A 17,177-nucleotide genomic window follows, 5' to 3' on the forward strand; every position below is an offset into this window, starting at 1 on the left:
ATGTCTCCTGCGATCAGGGCGTGTTGGTCGGTTGAACGAGCGACACCTGCGAAAGACGCACGCCGGTACTGACCTGGCCGCTGCTGTCGCGCACACTCAGTTCCGGACCGTTGGCACCGAACTGTACGGCGATCACCCGGCCCGCACTGTTGCCACCGGCACCGACGATCTCCACCTCGCGATCGATCAGGCTCACCGCTTGGCTAGCGGCCGACATGGTCAGCTGATCTGCGGTGTTCTGGCTGAGCTGTCGCGACTGTTCAAGGGCCGAGAACTGCGCCAACTGCGCCAGGAATTCACGGTTGTCCACGGGTTCCATCGGGTCCTGGAACTGCAGCTGGGCCAGGAAGAGGCGAATGAAGTCATCCTGGTTGATCGTGTTGTTGTTGGTCAGCTCGGTTTGCTGGGTACCCAGCGTGCTGCCGATCGCGTCAACGGCCATGTCGATGTCCTGATTCTGAAGTGGGGAGATGCCATAGTTCGCGTCCATTGACCGTCAAGCGTGTCATGGTCAGTCCTTGGTCACGGGCAAATCGATGCAGCTGCGCGATCAACTGCGGATAGTCGTCTTCCTGCAGACGGTAGTCGCGAAGGCGGACCTTCAGGTCCTCGCCTTGCCCGCGCAGCCACTGCTGCCAACGTGCCTGCCACGGCGAACCGGTTTCGACGGCCGACCGCGCAGGTGGCGCAGCGTCGATTGGTTCCATCACCGCAGCCGAGAGGCGCAGCGCGGCACTCTGCGCGGGCTGTATCTGCTGCGTCGTTGACGTGGGCAATTCGAGCGAAGCAGGCGAGCAGCCAAGCATCGGCGCAGCGGCCGAACGCATCCCCGATGGCGGTACGGCGGTGCTGGATGCTGGCTGGGTCAGCAGGAATACCTGAGTGCCCCAGCCCGCCGCCGACGTTTCCTGCGAAAGACGGTCGTTGGCCGCCAGCCCCCATGGCAGTGCGATGCGGTGTTCCGTCCCGCGCGCATCCTGCACCTCGAGCTCGAAGACGGCCAGGACGTCCGGGGATGACGGCAGACCAGCAGCCTGTTCAAAGTCGGTGCCGACTGCGGACACGGCGCGACGCTCCGGCGCACGTACCAGCGGAATCTGATTGGGATCCAGCAGCAGGTTGATCATGGGCGGGGCCACGCCATTCGCTGTGCCAGCAACAGATCGCTGCACGCGTCGTAGTCGCGTACATCGCGGACAAACTGCTGCTGTGTACGCTCAACCGCCAGCTGGTCAGCCGCGTGGTCGCAGCGGTGCTGCGCGGCCAGGTGGCCGGCCGCGGCCAAAACACGTGCTTTCAGCGCAGCGTCGTGTACCTCCTGCTGCACCTGCGTACCGCGATGCAGGTGGCCCAGCAGCTTCCTGGCGGCCTGGTCGCGTTCCAGCTGCAGCACTTCGCCGGACGCGGCGCTGCCCGCTAGGCGCAGCCCTTCGGCCAGCGTAGCGTGGGCACGGCGCAGCGCCTCACCGCTTGCATGGGCCTGCTGCTGCGCCTGCGCATGGACCAGCGCCTGCCGACTGTGCTCGAAATCACGAAGGCGGCATATGGCCGCCAGCGCCTGTTCGCGGCGGCTCATGCGCGGTCCTCACGGGCAAGGGCGCGCCCGAGCTGCGCCAGCGCCGCGGAACGGGCGCTGCGTTCGTTTGGCCGTTGCTGCAGAAAGGCCTCCAGGACGGCACGGCGCTCCAGCACGCCGTCCAACTCCGGATTGGCACCAGGTTGGTGGGCACCCATATCGACCAGATCGCGCGCGCCTTCATAAACTGCCAGCTCGCGTCGCGCCTGGCGCGCGACGTCCTGCTCGGTCACAGTGGAAAGCGCACTGATCAGCCGGCTCGTGCTGTGCAGCACATCGATAGCCGGATGGTGACCCCGTGCTGCCAGTGCACGATCCAGAATGATGTGACCGTCAAGAATGGCGCGCATGTGATCGGTGATCGGTTCGTTCATGTCATCGCCCTCGACCAGCACGCTGTAGATGCCGGTGATGGAGCCCCCCCCGCGGACCCGCCCGCAGCGTTCCAGCATGCGCGGCAACTGGGCGAACACCGAGGGCGTGTAGCCACGGAACGTAGGGGGTTCGCCAACGGACAGGCCAATATCACGCTGCGCCATCGCAAAGCGTGTCATCGAATCCACCACCAGCAGTACCGCCTTGCCCTGATCGCGGAAGTACTCGGCCACGGCGTGAGCCGCATGCGCAGCTTGCGTACGCATCAACGCCGGCTCGTCGGCCGTGGCCACAACCACCACTGAACGCTTCAAACCTTCTTTGCCTAGCGAATGCTGCAGAAATTCATGCACTTCGCGCCCGCGCTCGCCGATGAGCGCAAGCACGGTTACGTCGGCGTCCACCTGCCGTGCCAGCGCGCCCAGCAAGGTGCTCTTGCCTACGCCACTGCCGGCCATGATGCCCATGCGTTGACCCTCGCCCAGGGTCAGCAAGGTATCGATGGCGCGCACGCCCGTCTCAAGTACTCGCTCGATCGGCAAACGGTGCAGCGGATTGATTGTGGGACGTGCCAATGGATAGCGTTCGGTCAACACCAGCGCCGGGCCATCGTCCAGTGGCGTGCCGTGAGCGTTGACAACCCGGCCCAGAAGCGCCTCGCCCACTCCCACGTCAACCCCGCGTCCCAGTGCGCGGACCAGGTGTCCCGGAGCAATCCCGGTGAGCTCTCCATAAGGCATGAGCTGGGTCAGTCCGGCGCGGAAGCCAACCACCATCGCGTCGACCTGGTGTCCCGCAACTCCCTCAATCAGGCAACGCTCGCCAAGCACCACGTCCGGACCCAGCGCTTCCACCACGAGGCCGTTGAACGACTCCACGCGTCCCAGCCGCCGCGTCATCGGTGCGCGACGCAGGTGTTCGACCACGGTGGCGAGTGAAGGTGACGTGCTCATCTGTCGCTTATGCCAAGGGCAGTGACGAAAGCCGCGCGGAGTGAGTCCAAGCGCACGTCCAGCCCGCCATCAATCACGCCGGTAGCGGTCTGCAGCTGTACCTGCCCTGCCGCCAATCCGGCGGCGGCCACGATCCGTACCTGCGATCCAGCCAGCGCGCCGATTGCCGCCAGGTGCGACGGTGCCACGCGCAGCGTCACCGGCCGCTCGCTGTGTTCTGCCAGCAGCTTCGCGCACACCGTCTGCATGTCGGTCGCTGCAGCATCGCCGAGAAGGCGGATGACCGCCTCGAAAGCCAGCACGGCAGCATCTTCAAGTACGCGGGCCTGCACTATTTCCAGGGCCGCTGGCAGGGACGCCAGCAGGTCTGCCAGCTGTTGCTGCTGCTGTGCCAATGCCTGTATCCGCTCTGCGTGCGCATCATCCAGTGCCTGGCGTGCCACGCGTATCCGCTGCTGCAGAGTCGAAGCCGCTTCAGCCTCGCCCTCGCGTCGCCCTTCCAGGCGCGCGGCCTCAAGCACCTGCTCGCGCTCCTGCGCCAAGGTCGGACCAGCGGCTGCCAGTTGCGGGGGTGCCTGCTCGGGAGCAGCCGCAGTGGGCATCGGCGCCGCCGCGAGCGCCTGTGACAAGCGCTGAGGTGTGGCCAGCGAAACAGTAACGCGCTGCATCTCAGCCAGCCTCCGCAACGTTCAGCAGCTGGTGACGCACCGCACCCTGCAGCGCGATCGGTAACGTCGGCACTTGTGCCAACTGGGTGCTCACTGCGTCGCGCACGGCCGGGTCCAGCATGGCGAGGCAGAACTCGCGTTCGGCTCCCTCCATGCACGCCAACGCGCGCGCCACCCAGACTGGCGAGTTCTGTACCGCCATCGCACTCCAGTCAATTGGCGACTGACGCTGCGACGGCATCGCCGTTGATGGGGTTTCGGCTTCCAGCCAGCCGGCAGGAAGCGCATCGACCGGCAGGTTCGATGTCCGCAGTGCGTCCAACAGCGTGCGTACCACCGTCGCGTCGGGCACAGGCAGCGCAGCCAGCAGCTGCTCCTGGTCCAGTCGGTGCAGCGGGGCCATCAGCAGCGCGCAGCGGCGTTGTGCCGGGTTAGCGTTCAAGGCGTTCATGGCGTGCGGCCGTCCTGTAGCCACAAACGCATCTTCTGTAGTGCCTGCTCACGCTCCTGCGCGGTAAGGCGGGCTGGCTGGCGGCGGCGCAGAGCAAACCACAGGGTAGTGGCCAGTACGCCCAGCAAAGTGGCCGCCAGCATTCGCCAGCCATACGCGCGTGATCCGGCGACGGGCGCGCCCACAGCAACCGATGCCGGTGACGTGGTGGCTGCGGCCTCATGCTCCACAGGCGCCGCGACCGGCGGTGATTCGAGGGCGTCTGCAACCTGCCCCAGGCGCGAGATCTCCAACTGGTCGCCGCGCTCGAAGTCCATGCCTGCCGAGGCGGCCACCAATGAGCGCAGCCGGAACAGCTCGACGTCATTCAGCCGGGCCGGCACGACGACCGCCACCGACAGACGCTCCATGCGGCCGGGTGCGCGATTGACTTCCTGCCGGCTGCTGCCCAGCACATACTCGGTATCCTCGTCCTGGCGCGGACTGCCCGTTCCTTCGCCCTGCGCCTGGGTTGTGGTTCGGCGACGTTGCACCAAGCCGTTGCCGCCCTCGCCCAGCGCCACCGGACGCTCGCTGACTTCGTGCACCGCATCGTAGTTCAAGGTGGCGTCCACCGAGATGGCAAAGTCACCAGCATTCATGGTCTTGCCGAGCAGCGCAGCCACGCGCGCGGCGAGCGCCTTCTCCAACTGGGCCTTGTGTTCGGCACGATCGTCCTCATCGGCGCCGCCTGCGGCCATCACGGCGCTGCCACCGGAGAGCAGTGCACCTTCCGAATCCAGCACAGAGACCTGTGCAGGCGTGAGCCCTTCCACCGATGCTGCAACCAGGCTGCGGATGCCATCAATCTGACGCCGGTTCAAGCTTTGCCCGGGCGACAACGAGAGCGCCACCGAGGCCTTGGACCCATCCTCCTTCTCGGCAAACAGCCCCTGTCGGCGGATGGTCAGGTGCACGCGGGCGTCCAGCACGCCTGGCAGGCTTGTGATGGTGCGTTCGATTTCACCCTGCAGCGCCCGCTGGTAGTTGACCTGTTGCGCGAACTCGGTCACTCCGAAGTCGGACTCGTTGAACAGCTCGAAGCCCACATGCCCACCCTTGGGAATACCAGCCGAGACCAGGCGCATGCGGGTGTCATAGACCGCCTTTTCGTCCACGCTGATGGACGTGCCGCCGTCGGCCAAGCGGTAAGGCACCTTCCATTCGCCCAGCGTCTGCACGATCTCGGCCGCGTCGGCCTGGCGCAGATTGCTGAACAGGGTCTGCTGGCGAGGTGCCAGCAGCCAGTAGAGTGCCGCCAGTGTGGCAAGCAGCACCACGACGCCACCGGCGACCAGGCCGGTGCGCGCGGGCGCGGAGAGGGATTTGTAGAAAGACGGCAGGTTCATGGTCAGAGCTGCATCCGCGCCAGTTCCTGATAAGACTCAAGCAGGCGGTTGCGCACTTCCACCGCGAACGTCAGTTCCATGCGAGCCTGCTCCATGGCGATCATTACCTCATGCACCGGCACATCCTTGCCGCTGGCCAGCGCCTGGGTGGTTACGTCCGCGGCCTGAAGTCGCGCGTCCAGATGTCCCAGCCCCTGGCCGATAACCGTACCGAAGTCGGTGGTCGCGATGGCGGTTGCTTGCAACGACTGCGTCGCGCGCAGCGTGTCCAGTCCGGAAATTGCTTCGATGGCCATTACTTGGCTCCGATCTCAAGCGCGCGCAGGGTCATGCCACGCAGCAGGTTGAAAGAACGCACGTTGGCTTCGTAGCCACGGCTGGCAGTCATCAGGGTCGTCATCTCCTGGACCGTGTCCACTCGCGCATAGCGCACGAAGCCATCGGCATCGGCCAAGGGATGCCCGGGGTCACTGACCTCGCGGCTCGGTACCGGCACCGCCTGCAGATGGGTGGAGAATGCTTTGCCCACGTCCACCTGCCAGCGCTGTGCTTCCACCCCCACCGGCAGTGCGGTGTTGGCATTGGCGATGTTGCGGCTGGCCGCATCCAGTCGCATACGTTCCTGCGCCATGCCGGCGCGCACGGTATCTAGAATGCTGTCAATCGCCATGCTCAGCTCCTTCCCGTCACGGCCAGGCGCATCAGGCCGAACTGCCGGCTGAGCGCTTCACCCAGGGTCTGGTAGTTCATCGATGCAGCCGACATCTCCGCGACCTGCGTGTCCAGACTGAGCGACGCGGCTTCTTCGTTGCCTTCACGAGGTACCAACGCGGTCAGTTCGGCCAGCCCAAGGCGCAGCTCCGACCCGGAGGCGCGCCCATCGCCATAAGCGGCCAACAGCCCCTCGATGCCCGAGAAATCGATGGTGTGCGCCCGTGCTCCCGGCGTGCCAGCGCGGGCGATATTGCCGCTGGCCAGTTCGGCTCGCAGCTGCTGCAGTCCCATCGACAGCCGCACGGCGTCCAGTGTTGACGCTTCCATTAATCGTCCCCTTGTTATTGGATCACCAGCTCGCCATCCAGCGCGCCGGCGGTTTTGATCGACTGAAGCACCGCAATGACGTCCCTGGTGCTCAAGCGCGCGGTGCGCAGTGCACTGATGAGGTCGGCAACGGATGCACCTTCCGGCACCTGCACCAGCGGTGCCACGCCTTCTTCTGCGTCGATTCGCGTGGAGGGTGTAACCACCGAGGCGATGCCACTGCCTGGTCGGTAGTAGACTCCGTCCGGCTGCGATACCTTGAACTCGGTACGGATTTCCACCTTCAGACCGCCGTGAGACACGCTCACTCGGCCCAGGCGGACATCGCCGCCCGCCACCACCGTGCCGGTACGCTCGTTGACCACCACGCGCGCCTTGCGCTGTTGCTCAAGAGTGAGGTTCTCCAGCCGGGCAATGAGTGCTACGAGGTCGTCGGGCGGAACGTCGAACTGCACGCTCACCTTGCCGGCGTGGTCTGCCCGCGCTGAGCGTATCTCGCCCATGCTGCGGATGGCCTCGGCAATGCGGGTGGCATTGGTGAAGTCCGGTTCGTTCAGCACGATCGCCAGCGAGCGCCCGTCGCTGTCCATCTGCAGCGGCGACGCCTGCTCAATGCTGCCACCAGAAGGAATCCAGCCGACGGTCGGATGGTTGCGCTGCAGGGAGGCGGTCATGCCTTCGAACTGGTATCCACCCACCGACAGCGCACCCTGCGCCATGGCGTACAGGCGGCCGTCTGCCGCGCGCAGCGGCGTCAGCATCAGCGTGCCGCCGGTCAGGCTGCGGGCGTCGCCCGAAGAGGCCACTTGGACGTCGATCAACTGGCCGGGCTCGGCGAACGCCGGCAGCTTGGCGGTGACGATCACCGCTGCGACGTTGCGGCTCGCCACGTCCTGGTCGCTCACATTTACGCCAAAGTTGCGCAGCGTGTTGGCCACCGATTGGACAGTGGCGCGGTTGCGGCTGGAGTCGCCGGAGCCGGAAAGGCCGAACACCAGGCCATAACCGGTGAGCTGGTTCTCGCGCACGCCCGCCACGCGGGCAATGTCCTTGACCTTAACGGTAGCGGCCATGGCATTGGCGCCCAGTCCGATCGCCACCAACAAGGCCATGCACAGAAGTCGGTTCACGGTCACAGCAACCTCAACCATTTCAAGGTGCGATAGATCAGACTCTGGCGCTGCGAGGCACTGACATCGCCCACGCCGTCCAGCTCGATCTCTGCATTGGCGATCCGGTGCGACCACACCGTGTTGTCCGCCGCAATGTCCTGCGGGCGGACCACTCCGCGAAGACGGATATGCTGGCGTTCGCGGTTGACCAGCAACGTCTGGGCACCCTCGATGGCGAGGCTACCGTCCGAGCGAGCCTCCACTACCTGCACCGAGATCTGCGTGCGCAGCTCGCCGCTTCGCGTGGTCTGCGCGCCACCGGCGGTACTGCCGCTCAAGCCCGCCTTGGCTGCGTAGTCGGCCGTCGGCGAAGACAGGGAGGCACCGAGCGCCAGCTGGCTGGAGGCATCGGTGCCGGCCTGCGATTTGGCCCGGGTCGCCTCCGCCACATACACGGTCAGGACATCGCCGGTGCGGAAGGCGCGATGATCGGCCATCAACGGTCGGTAGTTCTCCACATCCACCAACGTCTGCCGGGCCGGCGCCGCCTTGGCTCCGGGCGCTGCAATGGCCAACAGCAGGCCAAAGGCAAGGTAGCAAGTTCGATCAGTCATGGATCTGCACCTTGCCTGGAGCGGTCACCGTGGCCACGACCGCTTCACTCGCGTAACTTGGACGCACCGGAATACGCTCACCCAGGCGGCCATCCTGCAGTGCGACCGCGGGTGCGGAGAGCGCGATGCCGCGATGGTGTACCTGCAACTCAACGTTCTGCATGCCCTGTACTTCGGGTGTGGGCTCCATCAGCGCGTCGGTCAGTGGCGTGCCCGCGCGTACGTCCTGGCGCAAGCGGTAGCTGTGCACCGGACGCTCCAGAATGACCCTGCCGGTGCGACAGGCCATATCGACCTCGGAATGCTGCAGGGCGATGGCATCGACATTGGTTCGGGCCACGTAGTCGGCCTCGAAAACCAGCGCCGGGCGCATATCGCGTGCCGTCACCGGTACGCTGAGCGTGCGCAGCAGGCGATCGTTTACGTGGACCCTGAGCGGCACCGAGGCGCGCGCGCGCGGCCAGCGACCGGCAACGTCACCCACTTCGAAGCGCACTTCGCCAGCTGGCAGCGACTGCAGCCTCACGGCCGCTACCGAAACATCAGCGGTGCTGCCTTGGGCCTGGAGCCGGGCCTGAAGCTCGGTCCGTACCTGGTCGGCGATCGATTCGGCGCTGGGAACGCCACCTGCGGCCACAGCCAGTACCAGCAGCGATGTCAGCCAGGCCATGCCTCAACGCCTCAGGTTGTTGATGGTGTCCATGACCTGGTCGGCCGCCTGCAGCACTCGAGCATTGAGCTGGTAGGCGCGCTGGGCCAGCACCAGGCCGGACATCTCTTCGATGATCTCCACGTTGGCCATCTCCATCTGGCCTTGGCGCAGCCGACCTGCGCCGTCGCTGCCCGCGCGGCCGTACACCGCGCTGCCGGCCTGCGGTGTGACCGCGTAGAGGTTGTCACCGATTGAACGCATCGACTCGGCGGCGGCGAAGCGCACCACTTCAATGGTGCCGACCACGGTACGATCCACCTCATCGGGCATCTGCACGCTGACCTCGCCTTCCGCCGAGATCTTCATGTCGCGACCTTCGCGCGGAATCTGTACATCGCCGGACAGACGCAGGCCCTGGTAGTTGCGCAGGAAGCCGTCTTCGTCCACGCGGAACTGGCCGCTGCGAGAATAGACCAATCCACCATCGGCTGCTTCGAATTCGTAAAAGCCCGCACCATCGATCGCGACATCCAGTGCGTTGCCGGTCTGGCGCATCTCCCCGGGCTCGAACGAGGTGCTGGTCGAGATGATCCGCACGCCCCCCGGACGCTGCTCGGCGATCACCGTCTGCGGGTCCGCGCCGAGCGCCGGCAGCGGCGTGGCAATGTCGGCAAAGTTCACCCGCCCCCGCTTGAAGCCCGGGGTCTGGAGGTTGGCCACGTTGTTGGAAATGGTATCCAGCTGCTGCTGGCCGCTGCGCAGGCCGCTGGCAGCGATATGCAATGCATCAATCATGAGGTGCCCTCTCAGTTCTCGCCAATTCGGTTGATGCCGGCATCCAGCATCTGGTCGTAGGTGCTCATCGCCCGGCGCACGGCGTCCACATGGCGGGTCAGTTCCATCAGCCGAAGCATTTCGTCAGCCGGGTCCACGTTGGCCCCCTCGACGGCCCCTTGGACCACGCTGCCCTGCCACTGGGCCGGGGCGCCGTCGTAGCGGTACGCGCCGTTGCCCATCGCGCGTAGCTGAAGCGGCTGTTCCACCGCCACGATCTGCAGCTGGCCCAGCGGCTGCGACCCGGCCCACAGTTGCCCGTCGGCTTCCACCCGCATGGGTGCGTCGGCTGTGATCAAAGCCGGGTCGAGGGTTAGCGCCCCGGACTGGCCAAGCACGCGGTCGCCATGGCGGGTGACCAGATTGCCGTCCGCGTCGATCTGGAAACTGCCCGAACGGACCAACAACGCTTGGCCTTGTCGCTCGACCACGAAAAAGCCCGGACCACGCAGGGCAAGGTCGAGCCCCCGGCCGGTCTGCGCCAGGCTGCCGTCCCGCTGGTCCAGCGCGGGCATGAGCCCGGCCTGGGTGGCGAAGTCAGCGGTCATCCGCTCGGCGCGGTAGCCCGGCGTCTGGATATTGGCCACGTTGCGACTGATGGACGACAGTGTGTCCACGTCCGCGCCCAGTTGTCGGCCCAGCGCCTGCAAGGTCTCGGTCATCGGCTATTGGCTCCGTATCGCGGCAAAGGAACGCACGGGCAGCGTGGCGGGAATTTCGTTCAGGCTGATCACCGCCAGGTACGGCATCGAGCGCGATAGCAGCTGGCGCAACGATCGGCGCACCGGACCCGGGCACAGCAGCACCGGCACCAGGTTGCGGCCCATCATCGATTCGCTCTGGGTAGCCAGACTCTTCATGAACCCGTCAAGCTGGGCGATCTCACCAAACAGGCTGCCGCGCCCCTCGCTGCTACGGGCGCTGGAAAGCAGTTCATGTTCCAGCTCGGGAGCCAGGGTCATGACGTGCAGGTCGCCGTTGGCGTCGCGCAGCGCCTGGCAGATGGTGCCGCCCAGCCGCTCGCGCACACGCTCGGCCAGGTCTTCGGCGTTCTTGACCGTACGCCCTGCATCCACCAGCACTTCCAGGATGGCTTCGAGGTGGCGCACGCTCACCTGCTCGCGCAGCAGCAGCTGCAGCACCTTCTGCACTTCGGAGAAGCTCAGGATCGCCGGAACCAGCTCTTCCACCAGCGAGGCATTGTGCTCGCGCACGCGATTGAGCATGCGCTCGGTATCCTGGCGGGTCAGCAGATCGGCCGACTGCCGCTTCACCAGCTCACTAAGGTGAGTGATCAGCACGGTATCGGGTTCGACCAGCGTGTAGCCTGCCGTGCGTGCGGACTGCCGGGCACTGCGGTCGATCCACTGCGCGGGCAGGCCATAGGCCGGGTCGCGGGTATCCGGCCCTTCCAGGCGCGCCCGCTGACCGCCGGGGTTGATGGCCAGCACGCGGTCGGTCATCAGGCTGCCCTGCCCCACGCGACAACCATGGAAGTGGATTTCGTACTGATCCGGTGCCAGCTCGGTGCGCAGTTGTTGCTGCACGCGAGGCATTACAAAACCCAGGTCCTGCGCGAACTGGCGGCGCAGGTGGTCAATGCGGTCCATCAGGTCGCTGTCCTGCCCAGCGAAGGCATCGCACAAGGTGGTACCAAGACGGACTTCGATGGCTTCAACACGCAGGATCTGGTTGATGTCCTGCGGCGCGGCAGCGGCATGTTCAGGTCCGCGCGCTTCATCGCTGGCCTCAGCAGCAGGCTCCACCTCGGCCGTTCCCGCCCGCGTGGCGAGCCAGGCCAAGCCGCCCAGCAGGCACAGCACCACCAGCACTGGAGCCACCGGGAACCCCGGGAGCACCAGTACCAGCAGCAGCACAGCGGCTACGATGACGAGCGCCTTTGGATTGGCCAGAATCTGCTTGGGAATCTCCGAACCAAGCTGCGCGTCCGCTGCCGCGCGGGTGATGATGATGCCTGTGGCCACCGCGATCACCAGCGAGGGAATCTGGGTGACGATGCCGTCGCCGATGGTCAACAAGGTGAAGCGCTGCACTGCTTCGCCCCACGGCAGACCCAGCTGGGCGATGCCCACAGCGAGGCCCGCGACAATGTTGGTGAGGATGATGACGATGCCCGCAATGGCGTCGCCCTTTACGAATTTGGTGGCACCGTCCATCGCCCCGTAGAAGTTGGCCTCGCGCTCGATCAGGCTGCGGCGACGGCGGGCTTCCTTCTCGTCAATGAGCCCCATGTTCATGTCGGCATCGATGCTCATCTGCTTACCGGGCATCGAATCCAAAGTAAACCGCGCGGCCACTTCGGCCACACGCTGCGCACCGCTCGTGACCACCACGTACTGCACAACCACCAGGATGATGAACACCACGATACCGACAACGTAGTTGCCGCCCACCACGAACTCGCCGATGGCATTGATCACCCGGCCAGCGTCGGCCCCCTCCAGGATCAGCCGCGTGGCCGAGACGTTCAGTGCCAGCCGGAACAGCGTGGACAGCAGCAGGATCGTCGGAAATGTCGAGAACTTCAGCGGCGAATCAGTGAAGAACGTCACCAGCAGGATCAGCAGCGCCATGCTGATGTTCAGCACCAGCAGCAGGTCCAGCAGCATCGGCGGCACCGGCACGAACAGCACGATGAGAACGCCCAGCACCAGCGCGACCATTGCCAGGTCACGCTTGCCTTGCCACAGCTGTGCGAACAGCGCCCTCATGCTGCGGCCCCGCGCTGCGCCCACAGCCGGCGGTACAGCGGAGCCAGCGCACCGTACTGCGCTTCCGGCACCATCTGGTCGATGTCGCACTCTCGATACAGCGCACGCGCCAGCGCCATGGATGGCCACACGGGCACGCGGTGCTTCCCGGCCAGTCGGCGGATGTGCGCGGCCATCAGCCCCGCGCCCTTGGCCACGACAACGGGACCCAGGGTCTGGCCTGGTCGGTAGCGCAGCGCCACCGCCACTTGGGTCGGATTGGTCAGCACCAGGTCGGCCTGCGCCACCTGGCTCAATGCCTGGGTCTTCTTCAGCAGCTCGCGCAGCTTTTCGCGACGGCGGCTGCGGATCCCTGGGTCGCCGTCTCGGCGCTTCACTTCGTCCTTCAACTCACGACGGCTCATGCGCATCTTGCGCATGAAGTCGCGCCGGCTGAACAACAGATCCACCAGCGCCACACCGGCAAGGATCATCAAGACATACACGGAGACGCGGATGAAGCCGTTCAGCAGAAGACTGGCCACCTCACCCGGTGCGCTGCGGACAACCATTTCCACCAGTGCCGGCGCATGGCGCAACGCCATCCAGCAGAGCACTGCCAGCAGCGAGAACTTGACCGCCATCTTGCCCAGCTCCCACAGACTGCGCAGGGCAAACAGACGTTTGATCGCATTGGCTGGATTCATTCGCTTCGGATCCGGGGTGAGCGGATGCGTGGTGAACATCAACCCGGTCTGCAGCACATTGCCGAGTACGGCCACGACCAGCAGGGCCAGCACCAGCGGCGCCAACGCGTGCCCGACCGGCGTGCTCAGTGCAGCCACGGCACGCATCAGCGCCATGCCTGGAGCAGGTGCGCCTGCGGCCACTTGGAACAGTGCTTGGCTGGCGCGGGCAATGGCATGGGCGACGTCGGCAGCGGTCAGCGCCAGCACGCTGGCAAACACCACCAGTACCAGCGCACCGGTGACGTCCTGGCTGCGGGGCACTTCCCCCTTCTTGCGTGCCTCCTCCAGGCGATACGCCGTCGGCTGCTCGGTTTTGTCCTGGTCGCCTTCCGCCACGATCAGCCCCCCAGCAACGAAGGCACGCGGGTGTACGCGTCGCGGAACAGGCGTGCGAACAGCGTCGGCACGAACGGCAGCGTGGCCATCAGCAGGCCCACGGCCGCCAGCAGTTTCAGCGGCAACACCAGGAAGTACACATTTGCCTGTGGCATGGAGCGGGTGGCATAGGCCACTCCCACATCCACCAGCAGCAAGCCGAGGATCACCGGCAGCACCACGCTGAAGCCAAGCAGGAAGCTCTGGCCGAGCATGCCGGCCAGTCCATCCCACTGCAGCTGCACGCCTCCGCGGCCCAGCGGCACCAGTTGCAGGCTCACCGCCAGCATCCGGTACAGCTGCAGATGCAGGTCGAGCAGGAAGAACAGCGCGGTGGCCACCAGCATCAGTGCCGTACCGAACACTGCCTGGGTATCGTTCTGGGTACCCGGGTTGAACAGCACCCCCGCGCTGCTGCCGGCCTGTACGTCCAACACCCAGCCGGCGGTGTGCAGCGCCGCGTTGGGCAGCATGATGGCCAGCCCGAAGGCCGTACCGATCAACAGTTCGCCACAGATTGCGGATACCCATGCCGCCGCTCCCTGCAGGCTGACCGGCGCGGGCATCAAAGTGGTACCCAGCCAGGCGAGCAGCATCAGCAGCGCGATGCGCACCAAGCCCGGAGCCCAGCGCAAGGGCGAGAGCGGCACCAGCAGTACCGTCGGCAGGAACCGCAGCATGGCCAGCACGTAGGTCGCGAGGAAGTCGTGGACGGCAGACATGTTCAGAGTCCGGCGGCGGTTTCAAACATGCGCTTGGCCAGCTCAACCGCCACGCCAAGCATCCACGCCCCCAGCATCACGCAGACGATCACCACCACGATGATCTTGGGCACGAACGTCAGCGTCATTTCCTGAATCTGGGTGACGACCTGTACGACCGAAATAAGCAGCCCCACCACCAGCGTCGCCAGCAGGATCGGGGCGCTCATCTTGACGGCTGCAAGCAACGTCTCGATCAGCAGGCGGATAGCAAAATCTGCGGTCATTGCCGGGACGTCGGCCGCCCGGAAAGCAGGCTCGCCAAGGCATCGGCGAACACAGGCATCGGAATACCCGCTTCGATGCCGGTCGTCTGCAGCAGCTCCATCAGGCTCTGCTCAGCGGACGAGGCGCGTCCTTGCCCACCGAGCAGCACTTCTTGGACGTAACGGGCGGTCATCGACTCCGGCGAGAGTCGCTTAGCACGCTTCAGCGCATCCTCGGCCTGCGCGGTTTCGCCCTTCAGGGCGTGAACCAACGCGAGGCCAGCGTGCGTATCACCGAAGGTACGGTCAATGGCGTAGGCCTGTTCAAAGCTGGAGCGCGCATCGTCCCTTCGTCCCTGCAACAACTGCGACCACGCCAGTGCGTGCCAGGTACCGATATGTTCGGGCATGGCGCGCGTGGCCAGTTGCAGCGTGGCTTCGCCGGCAACCAGATCACCCAGCATCATCTGTGCCTGGCCCAGGCCAGACAGCGCTCGGCCGGAACCTGGATGAGTCTGCAGCGCACGTTGGTAGCCTGCGATGGCCTCCTCCGGAAGCCGCTGCGAAAGCGCTTGGGCGGAAAGCACCAGCAATGCCTCGTGCTGGAAGGCCTGAAGGTCTAGTGCCTGTGTGGCACGCGCAGCGGCCTCTGCATCGTTGCCCTGATCGAACAGAGCAAGCGCGAGGACGCCCGCCGCTTGTGCATCCAAGGGCTGTTCACGCTCCAGCGCCTTCAACGCGTCCACAGCCTGCTCTGGCGAACCTTCCAGCATCGACAGTCGCGCGCGCAGCAGCAGCAGGGCCGGCAATGGCCCGTGTGCCTCCACGGCGGCGTCGATTTCCTGCCGCGCGGCATCCAGGCGACCAAGGCAGAGCAGAGCAAACGCACGGTCGTGGTCGATTGCCGGCGCACGGCCAGCGGAAAGCCGCAGATCATCAAGCCATTGCAGCGCAAGCGTGTAGTCGCCTGCGCTCAGCGCAAGCTGCGCGCTGAGATGCTTGAAAGATGGGGTCTGAGCTGCGGGGTGTGCCTGAAGGACGCTGATCGCATCCAACGGCTGGCCATCAACGGCCAACTCGTCTGCCAGCGCCAGGGCCAGCTCTTCATTGGATGGATCTGAAGCCAAAAACACGCGCAAACGCGCGGCACGCGAATCCCTGCGGAACATGATCGAGTACAACCCTTGTCGACTTCCATGCAGCGCCGCAGCTTCCGCGCTGGCGCTCCCCCTGAACATTCCCTGTCTGGGTCAGCTCAGTGCGGATCATGTCGTGAAAATTACGTGAATGCAAGCGCTGTTTCGTTAAGACTTTGAGGGGCGTAGAGACGCCCTGACGAGGACCGGCATCACGCCAGGCAGGAGCCGGGCACCGGACAGTCTTGTATCAACCCGCATCACTTGAGAGAACCCTTCCCTGCCCGGGCCGCTACGCTGCCGAGGAAGTCGACCTCATCCACCTGGAGTGCTTCCTTACAGGCGAATTCGTCGTCAACGTTTGTCCGCTTCCGATCATCAAAAAGCACAGCGGAAAACGCGGATGTTAGCAATGTCCGGTCCTAATGCTTCTTCGGCATCCGGCCCGCGATGGTGATGTTCACGTAGCACAGCACGCACTCGATGTGACCAAACGCCATTCCATATAGGACAGCAACCAATCCCAGCAAATTGATAACGGTCAGTCAGCTATTTCGGCCTCAGAAAATGGCAACCCTAGACAGCGCAATTGACCTGGGCACCGGCATCCCGTCACGGCAGGTGCAGCATCAGATTTCCTGAAGCTGCACGTACGGCATGCAAGAAAAAAGCTATCGCAGAGGCCGTCAGCGCGGCCATGCATTCTACTACTTCGCTAGACGCCCGAAAACGTCACTCCACAGCCCTTCGAAACTTTCAGCCAATAGAGGAAACACGATGAGCTGACGATTAGTGGATCCAGTTAACCTTAAGGTACTTCATCTCAATGGCACTTCACCGTTACCAATCAGTTGACCATTCAGATCAAGCGGAAGGTCGTCCGAAACAACGGACACGCCTTCTCGACCCTTGATTGCCGCCAGATCCGAGACATCAACTTCAATGCAGTGCACAGACCTCGAGCGACGGAATAGTTGCCCAAGGAACTCTCGCGAGAGCTGGGACGGGGTTTTCGTTCCCGGTACAAAGCTGCCGCTGCGCAGCGGTGTGGTACTGCCTCCTTTTGACCTCCTAATCCACGCCGAAATCCGGGAGGAATGCTGTCGGCTCGCCCCTAGCCCCTTATTACGAATCGAGCACGCCCGTGCTCCGCCGACAGCCTCGCCTCTGAAGATAATTCCATGGCCTAGCCAGCGGGAAATCTTAGGGTTGCGGGCGCGAACCCCGGGAACTTAGCTGGCTCAACTTGGCTCATCAGCCTGCGGGCATGAGGAGCCACTTCAACTTGACAGGGACTAGAGACCAAATACCTGCGTGCGAACCTCTTTCATCCATGACCGGGCATCATCGCTACACTCGAACTCTTCCCCCGTAAGTTGATTTACTTCATCCAGGGGAAATTCATGAAGATCAATAGCCTCAGTCAACTGCCGCTTCAACTGCTCAACATCAAACTTCGCCTGCCCCGTCTTTACCAAGGCTGACAACTCATTCACCTCGTACCACTCAACAAAGCAAAAATCCCTCAAAATCATTCGAAGCAGATCGGGCAGACGATTCATTGGAAGAAAACTC

General features: G+C 64.6%; 21 protein-coding genes. All 21 read right to left on the reverse strand.

Translation table 11 applies throughout. From position 1 onward, the window contains the following. Positions 1–13: 13 nt before the first annotated feature. The gene (locus tag DCO49_RS00250) at positions 14–442 is read right to left on the reverse strand and encodes a flagellar hook capping FlgD N-terminal domain-containing protein (RefSeq protein WP_116862255.1); all 429 of its coding nucleotides are present in this window, start codon (positions 440–442) and stop codon (positions 14–16) included. After that, positions 432–1,127, reverse strand: a complete 696-nt coding sequence (locus DCO49_RS00255; RefSeq protein WP_116862256.1) for a hypothetical protein — start codon at positions 1,125–1,127, stop codon at positions 432–434. Before DCO49_RS00255 ends, DCO49_RS00250 begins: the two co-directional genes overlap by 11 nt. Further along, positions 1,124–1,576 carry a hypothetical protein gene (locus DCO49_RS00260; protein ID WP_116862257.1) on the reverse strand — a complete coding sequence of 151 codons (453 nt, stop codon included), beginning with the start codon at positions 1,574–1,576 and terminating at the stop codon, positions 1,124–1,126. The genes DCO49_RS00255 and DCO49_RS00260 overlap by 4 nt, the downstream gene beginning before the upstream one ends. Further along, on the reverse strand, positions 1,573–2,904 hold the full coding sequence (locus DCO49_RS00265) for a FliI/YscN family ATPase (protein ID WP_116862258.1): 1,332 nt from the start codon (positions 2,902–2,904) through the stop codon (positions 1,573–1,575). Before DCO49_RS00265 ends, DCO49_RS00260 begins: the two co-directional genes overlap by 4 nt. Continuing rightward, a complete protein-coding gene (locus tag DCO49_RS00270; RefSeq protein WP_165835648.1) occupies positions 2,901–3,347 on the reverse strand; it encodes a FliH/SctL family protein in 447 nt (148 codons plus the stop codon). Before DCO49_RS00270 ends, DCO49_RS00265 begins: the two co-directional genes overlap by 4 nt. 226 nt (positions 3,348–3,573) lie before the next feature. Continuing rightward, positions 3,574–4,023 (reverse strand): hypothetical protein, encoded by a 450-nt coding sequence (locus DCO49_RS00275; protein ID WP_133249363.1) that lies wholly within the window; start codon positions 4,021–4,023, stop codon positions 3,574–3,576. Continuing rightward, complete coding sequence (gene fliF / locus DCO49_RS00280; RefSeq protein ID WP_116862261.1) at positions 4,020–5,411, reverse strand: flagellar basal-body MS-ring/collar protein FliF; 1,392 nt, start codon at positions 5,409–5,411, stop codon at positions 4,020–4,022. The genes DCO49_RS00275 and fliF overlap by 4 nt, the downstream gene beginning before the upstream one ends. A 2-nt stretch (positions 5,412–5,413) precedes the next feature. Next, positions 5,414–5,707: a flagellar hook-basal body complex protein FliE gene (fliE, locus tag DCO49_RS00285; protein ID WP_116862262.1), complete on the reverse strand. Its 294-nt coding sequence runs from the start codon at positions 5,705–5,707 to the stop codon at positions 5,414–5,416. Next, positions 5,707–6,081, reverse strand: coding sequence for a flagellar basal body rod C-terminal domain-containing protein (locus DCO49_RS00290; protein WP_116862263.1), 375 nt, complete (start codon positions 6,079–6,081; stop codon positions 5,707–5,709). The genes fliE and DCO49_RS00290 overlap by 1 nt, the downstream gene beginning before the upstream one ends. 2 nt (positions 6,082–6,083) lie before the next feature. Further along, positions 6,084–6,452: a hypothetical protein gene (locus tag DCO49_RS00295; RefSeq protein WP_133249364.1), complete on the reverse strand. Its 369-nt coding sequence runs from the start codon at positions 6,450–6,452 to the stop codon at positions 6,084–6,086. Between the two features lie 14 nt (positions 6,453–6,466). Then, positions 6,467–7,582 carry a flagellar basal body P-ring protein FlgI gene (locus DCO49_RS00300; RefSeq protein ID WP_243402592.1) on the reverse strand — a complete coding sequence of 372 codons (1,116 nt, stop codon included), beginning with the start codon at positions 7,580–7,582 and terminating at the stop codon, positions 6,467–6,469. A gap of 2 nt (positions 7,583–7,584) precedes the next feature. Then, positions 7,585–8,178, reverse strand: coding sequence for a flagellar basal body L-ring protein FlgH (locus tag DCO49_RS00305; RefSeq protein ID WP_116862266.1), 594 nt, complete (start codon positions 8,176–8,178; stop codon positions 7,585–7,587). After that, complete coding sequence (gene flgA / locus DCO49_RS00310) at positions 8,171–8,848, reverse strand: flagellar basal body P-ring formation chaperone FlgA (RefSeq protein WP_116862267.1); 678 nt, start codon at positions 8,846–8,848, stop codon at positions 8,171–8,173. The genes DCO49_RS00305 and flgA overlap by 8 nt, the downstream gene beginning before the upstream one ends. Positions 8,849–8,851: 3 nt before the next feature. Then, a complete protein-coding gene (locus DCO49_RS00315) occupies positions 8,852–9,625 on the reverse strand; it encodes a flagellar hook-basal body protein (RefSeq protein WP_116862268.1) in 774 nt (257 codons plus the stop codon). Between the two features lie 11 nt (positions 9,626–9,636). Then, positions 9,637–10,326 (reverse strand): flagellar hook basal-body protein, encoded by a 690-nt coding sequence (locus DCO49_RS00320; RefSeq protein WP_116862269.1) that lies wholly within the window; start codon positions 10,324–10,326, stop codon positions 9,637–9,639. A gap of 3 nt (positions 10,327–10,329) precedes the next feature. Then, the gene (gene flhA / locus DCO49_RS00325) at positions 10,330–12,396 is read right to left on the reverse strand and encodes a flagellar biosynthesis protein FlhA (RefSeq protein WP_116862459.1); all 2,067 of its coding nucleotides are present in this window, start codon (positions 12,394–12,396) and stop codon (positions 10,330–10,332) included. Beyond that, positions 12,393–13,460 carry an EscU/YscU/HrcU family type III secretion system export apparatus switch protein gene (locus DCO49_RS00330; protein ID WP_116862270.1) on the reverse strand — a complete coding sequence of 356 codons (1,068 nt, stop codon included), beginning with the start codon at positions 13,458–13,460 and terminating at the stop codon, positions 12,393–12,395. Before DCO49_RS00330 ends, flhA begins: the two co-directional genes overlap by 4 nt. A 2-nt stretch (positions 13,461–13,462) precedes the next feature. Next, a complete protein-coding gene (locus tag DCO49_RS00335; RefSeq protein ID WP_116862271.1) occupies positions 13,463–14,221 on the reverse strand; it encodes a flagellar biosynthetic protein FliR in 759 nt (252 codons plus the stop codon). A 2-nt stretch (positions 14,222–14,223) separates the two neighbouring features. Further along, positions 14,224–14,487: a flagellar biosynthetic protein FliQ gene (locus DCO49_RS00340; protein WP_116862272.1), complete on the reverse strand. Its 264-nt coding sequence runs from the start codon at positions 14,485–14,487 to the stop codon at positions 14,224–14,226. After that, positions 14,484–15,647: a tetratricopeptide repeat protein gene (locus DCO49_RS00345; protein ID WP_165835649.1), complete on the reverse strand. Its 1,164-nt coding sequence runs from the start codon at positions 15,645–15,647 to the stop codon at positions 14,484–14,486. Before DCO49_RS00345 ends, DCO49_RS00340 begins: the two co-directional genes overlap by 4 nt. A gap of 1,250 nt (positions 15,648–16,897) precedes the next feature. Continuing rightward, positions 16,898–17,164: a hypothetical protein gene (locus DCO49_RS00355; RefSeq protein WP_133249365.1), complete on the reverse strand. Its 267-nt coding sequence runs from the start codon at positions 17,162–17,164 to the stop codon at positions 16,898–16,900. Positions 17,165–17,177 lie beyond the last annotated feature (13 nt).

The sequence above is a fragment of the Stenotrophomonas sp. SPM genome, assembly GCF_003105135.1.
In the GTDB taxonomy this organism is placed as follows: domain Bacteria; phylum Pseudomonadota; class Gammaproteobacteria; order Xanthomonadales; family Xanthomonadaceae; genus Stenotrophomonas.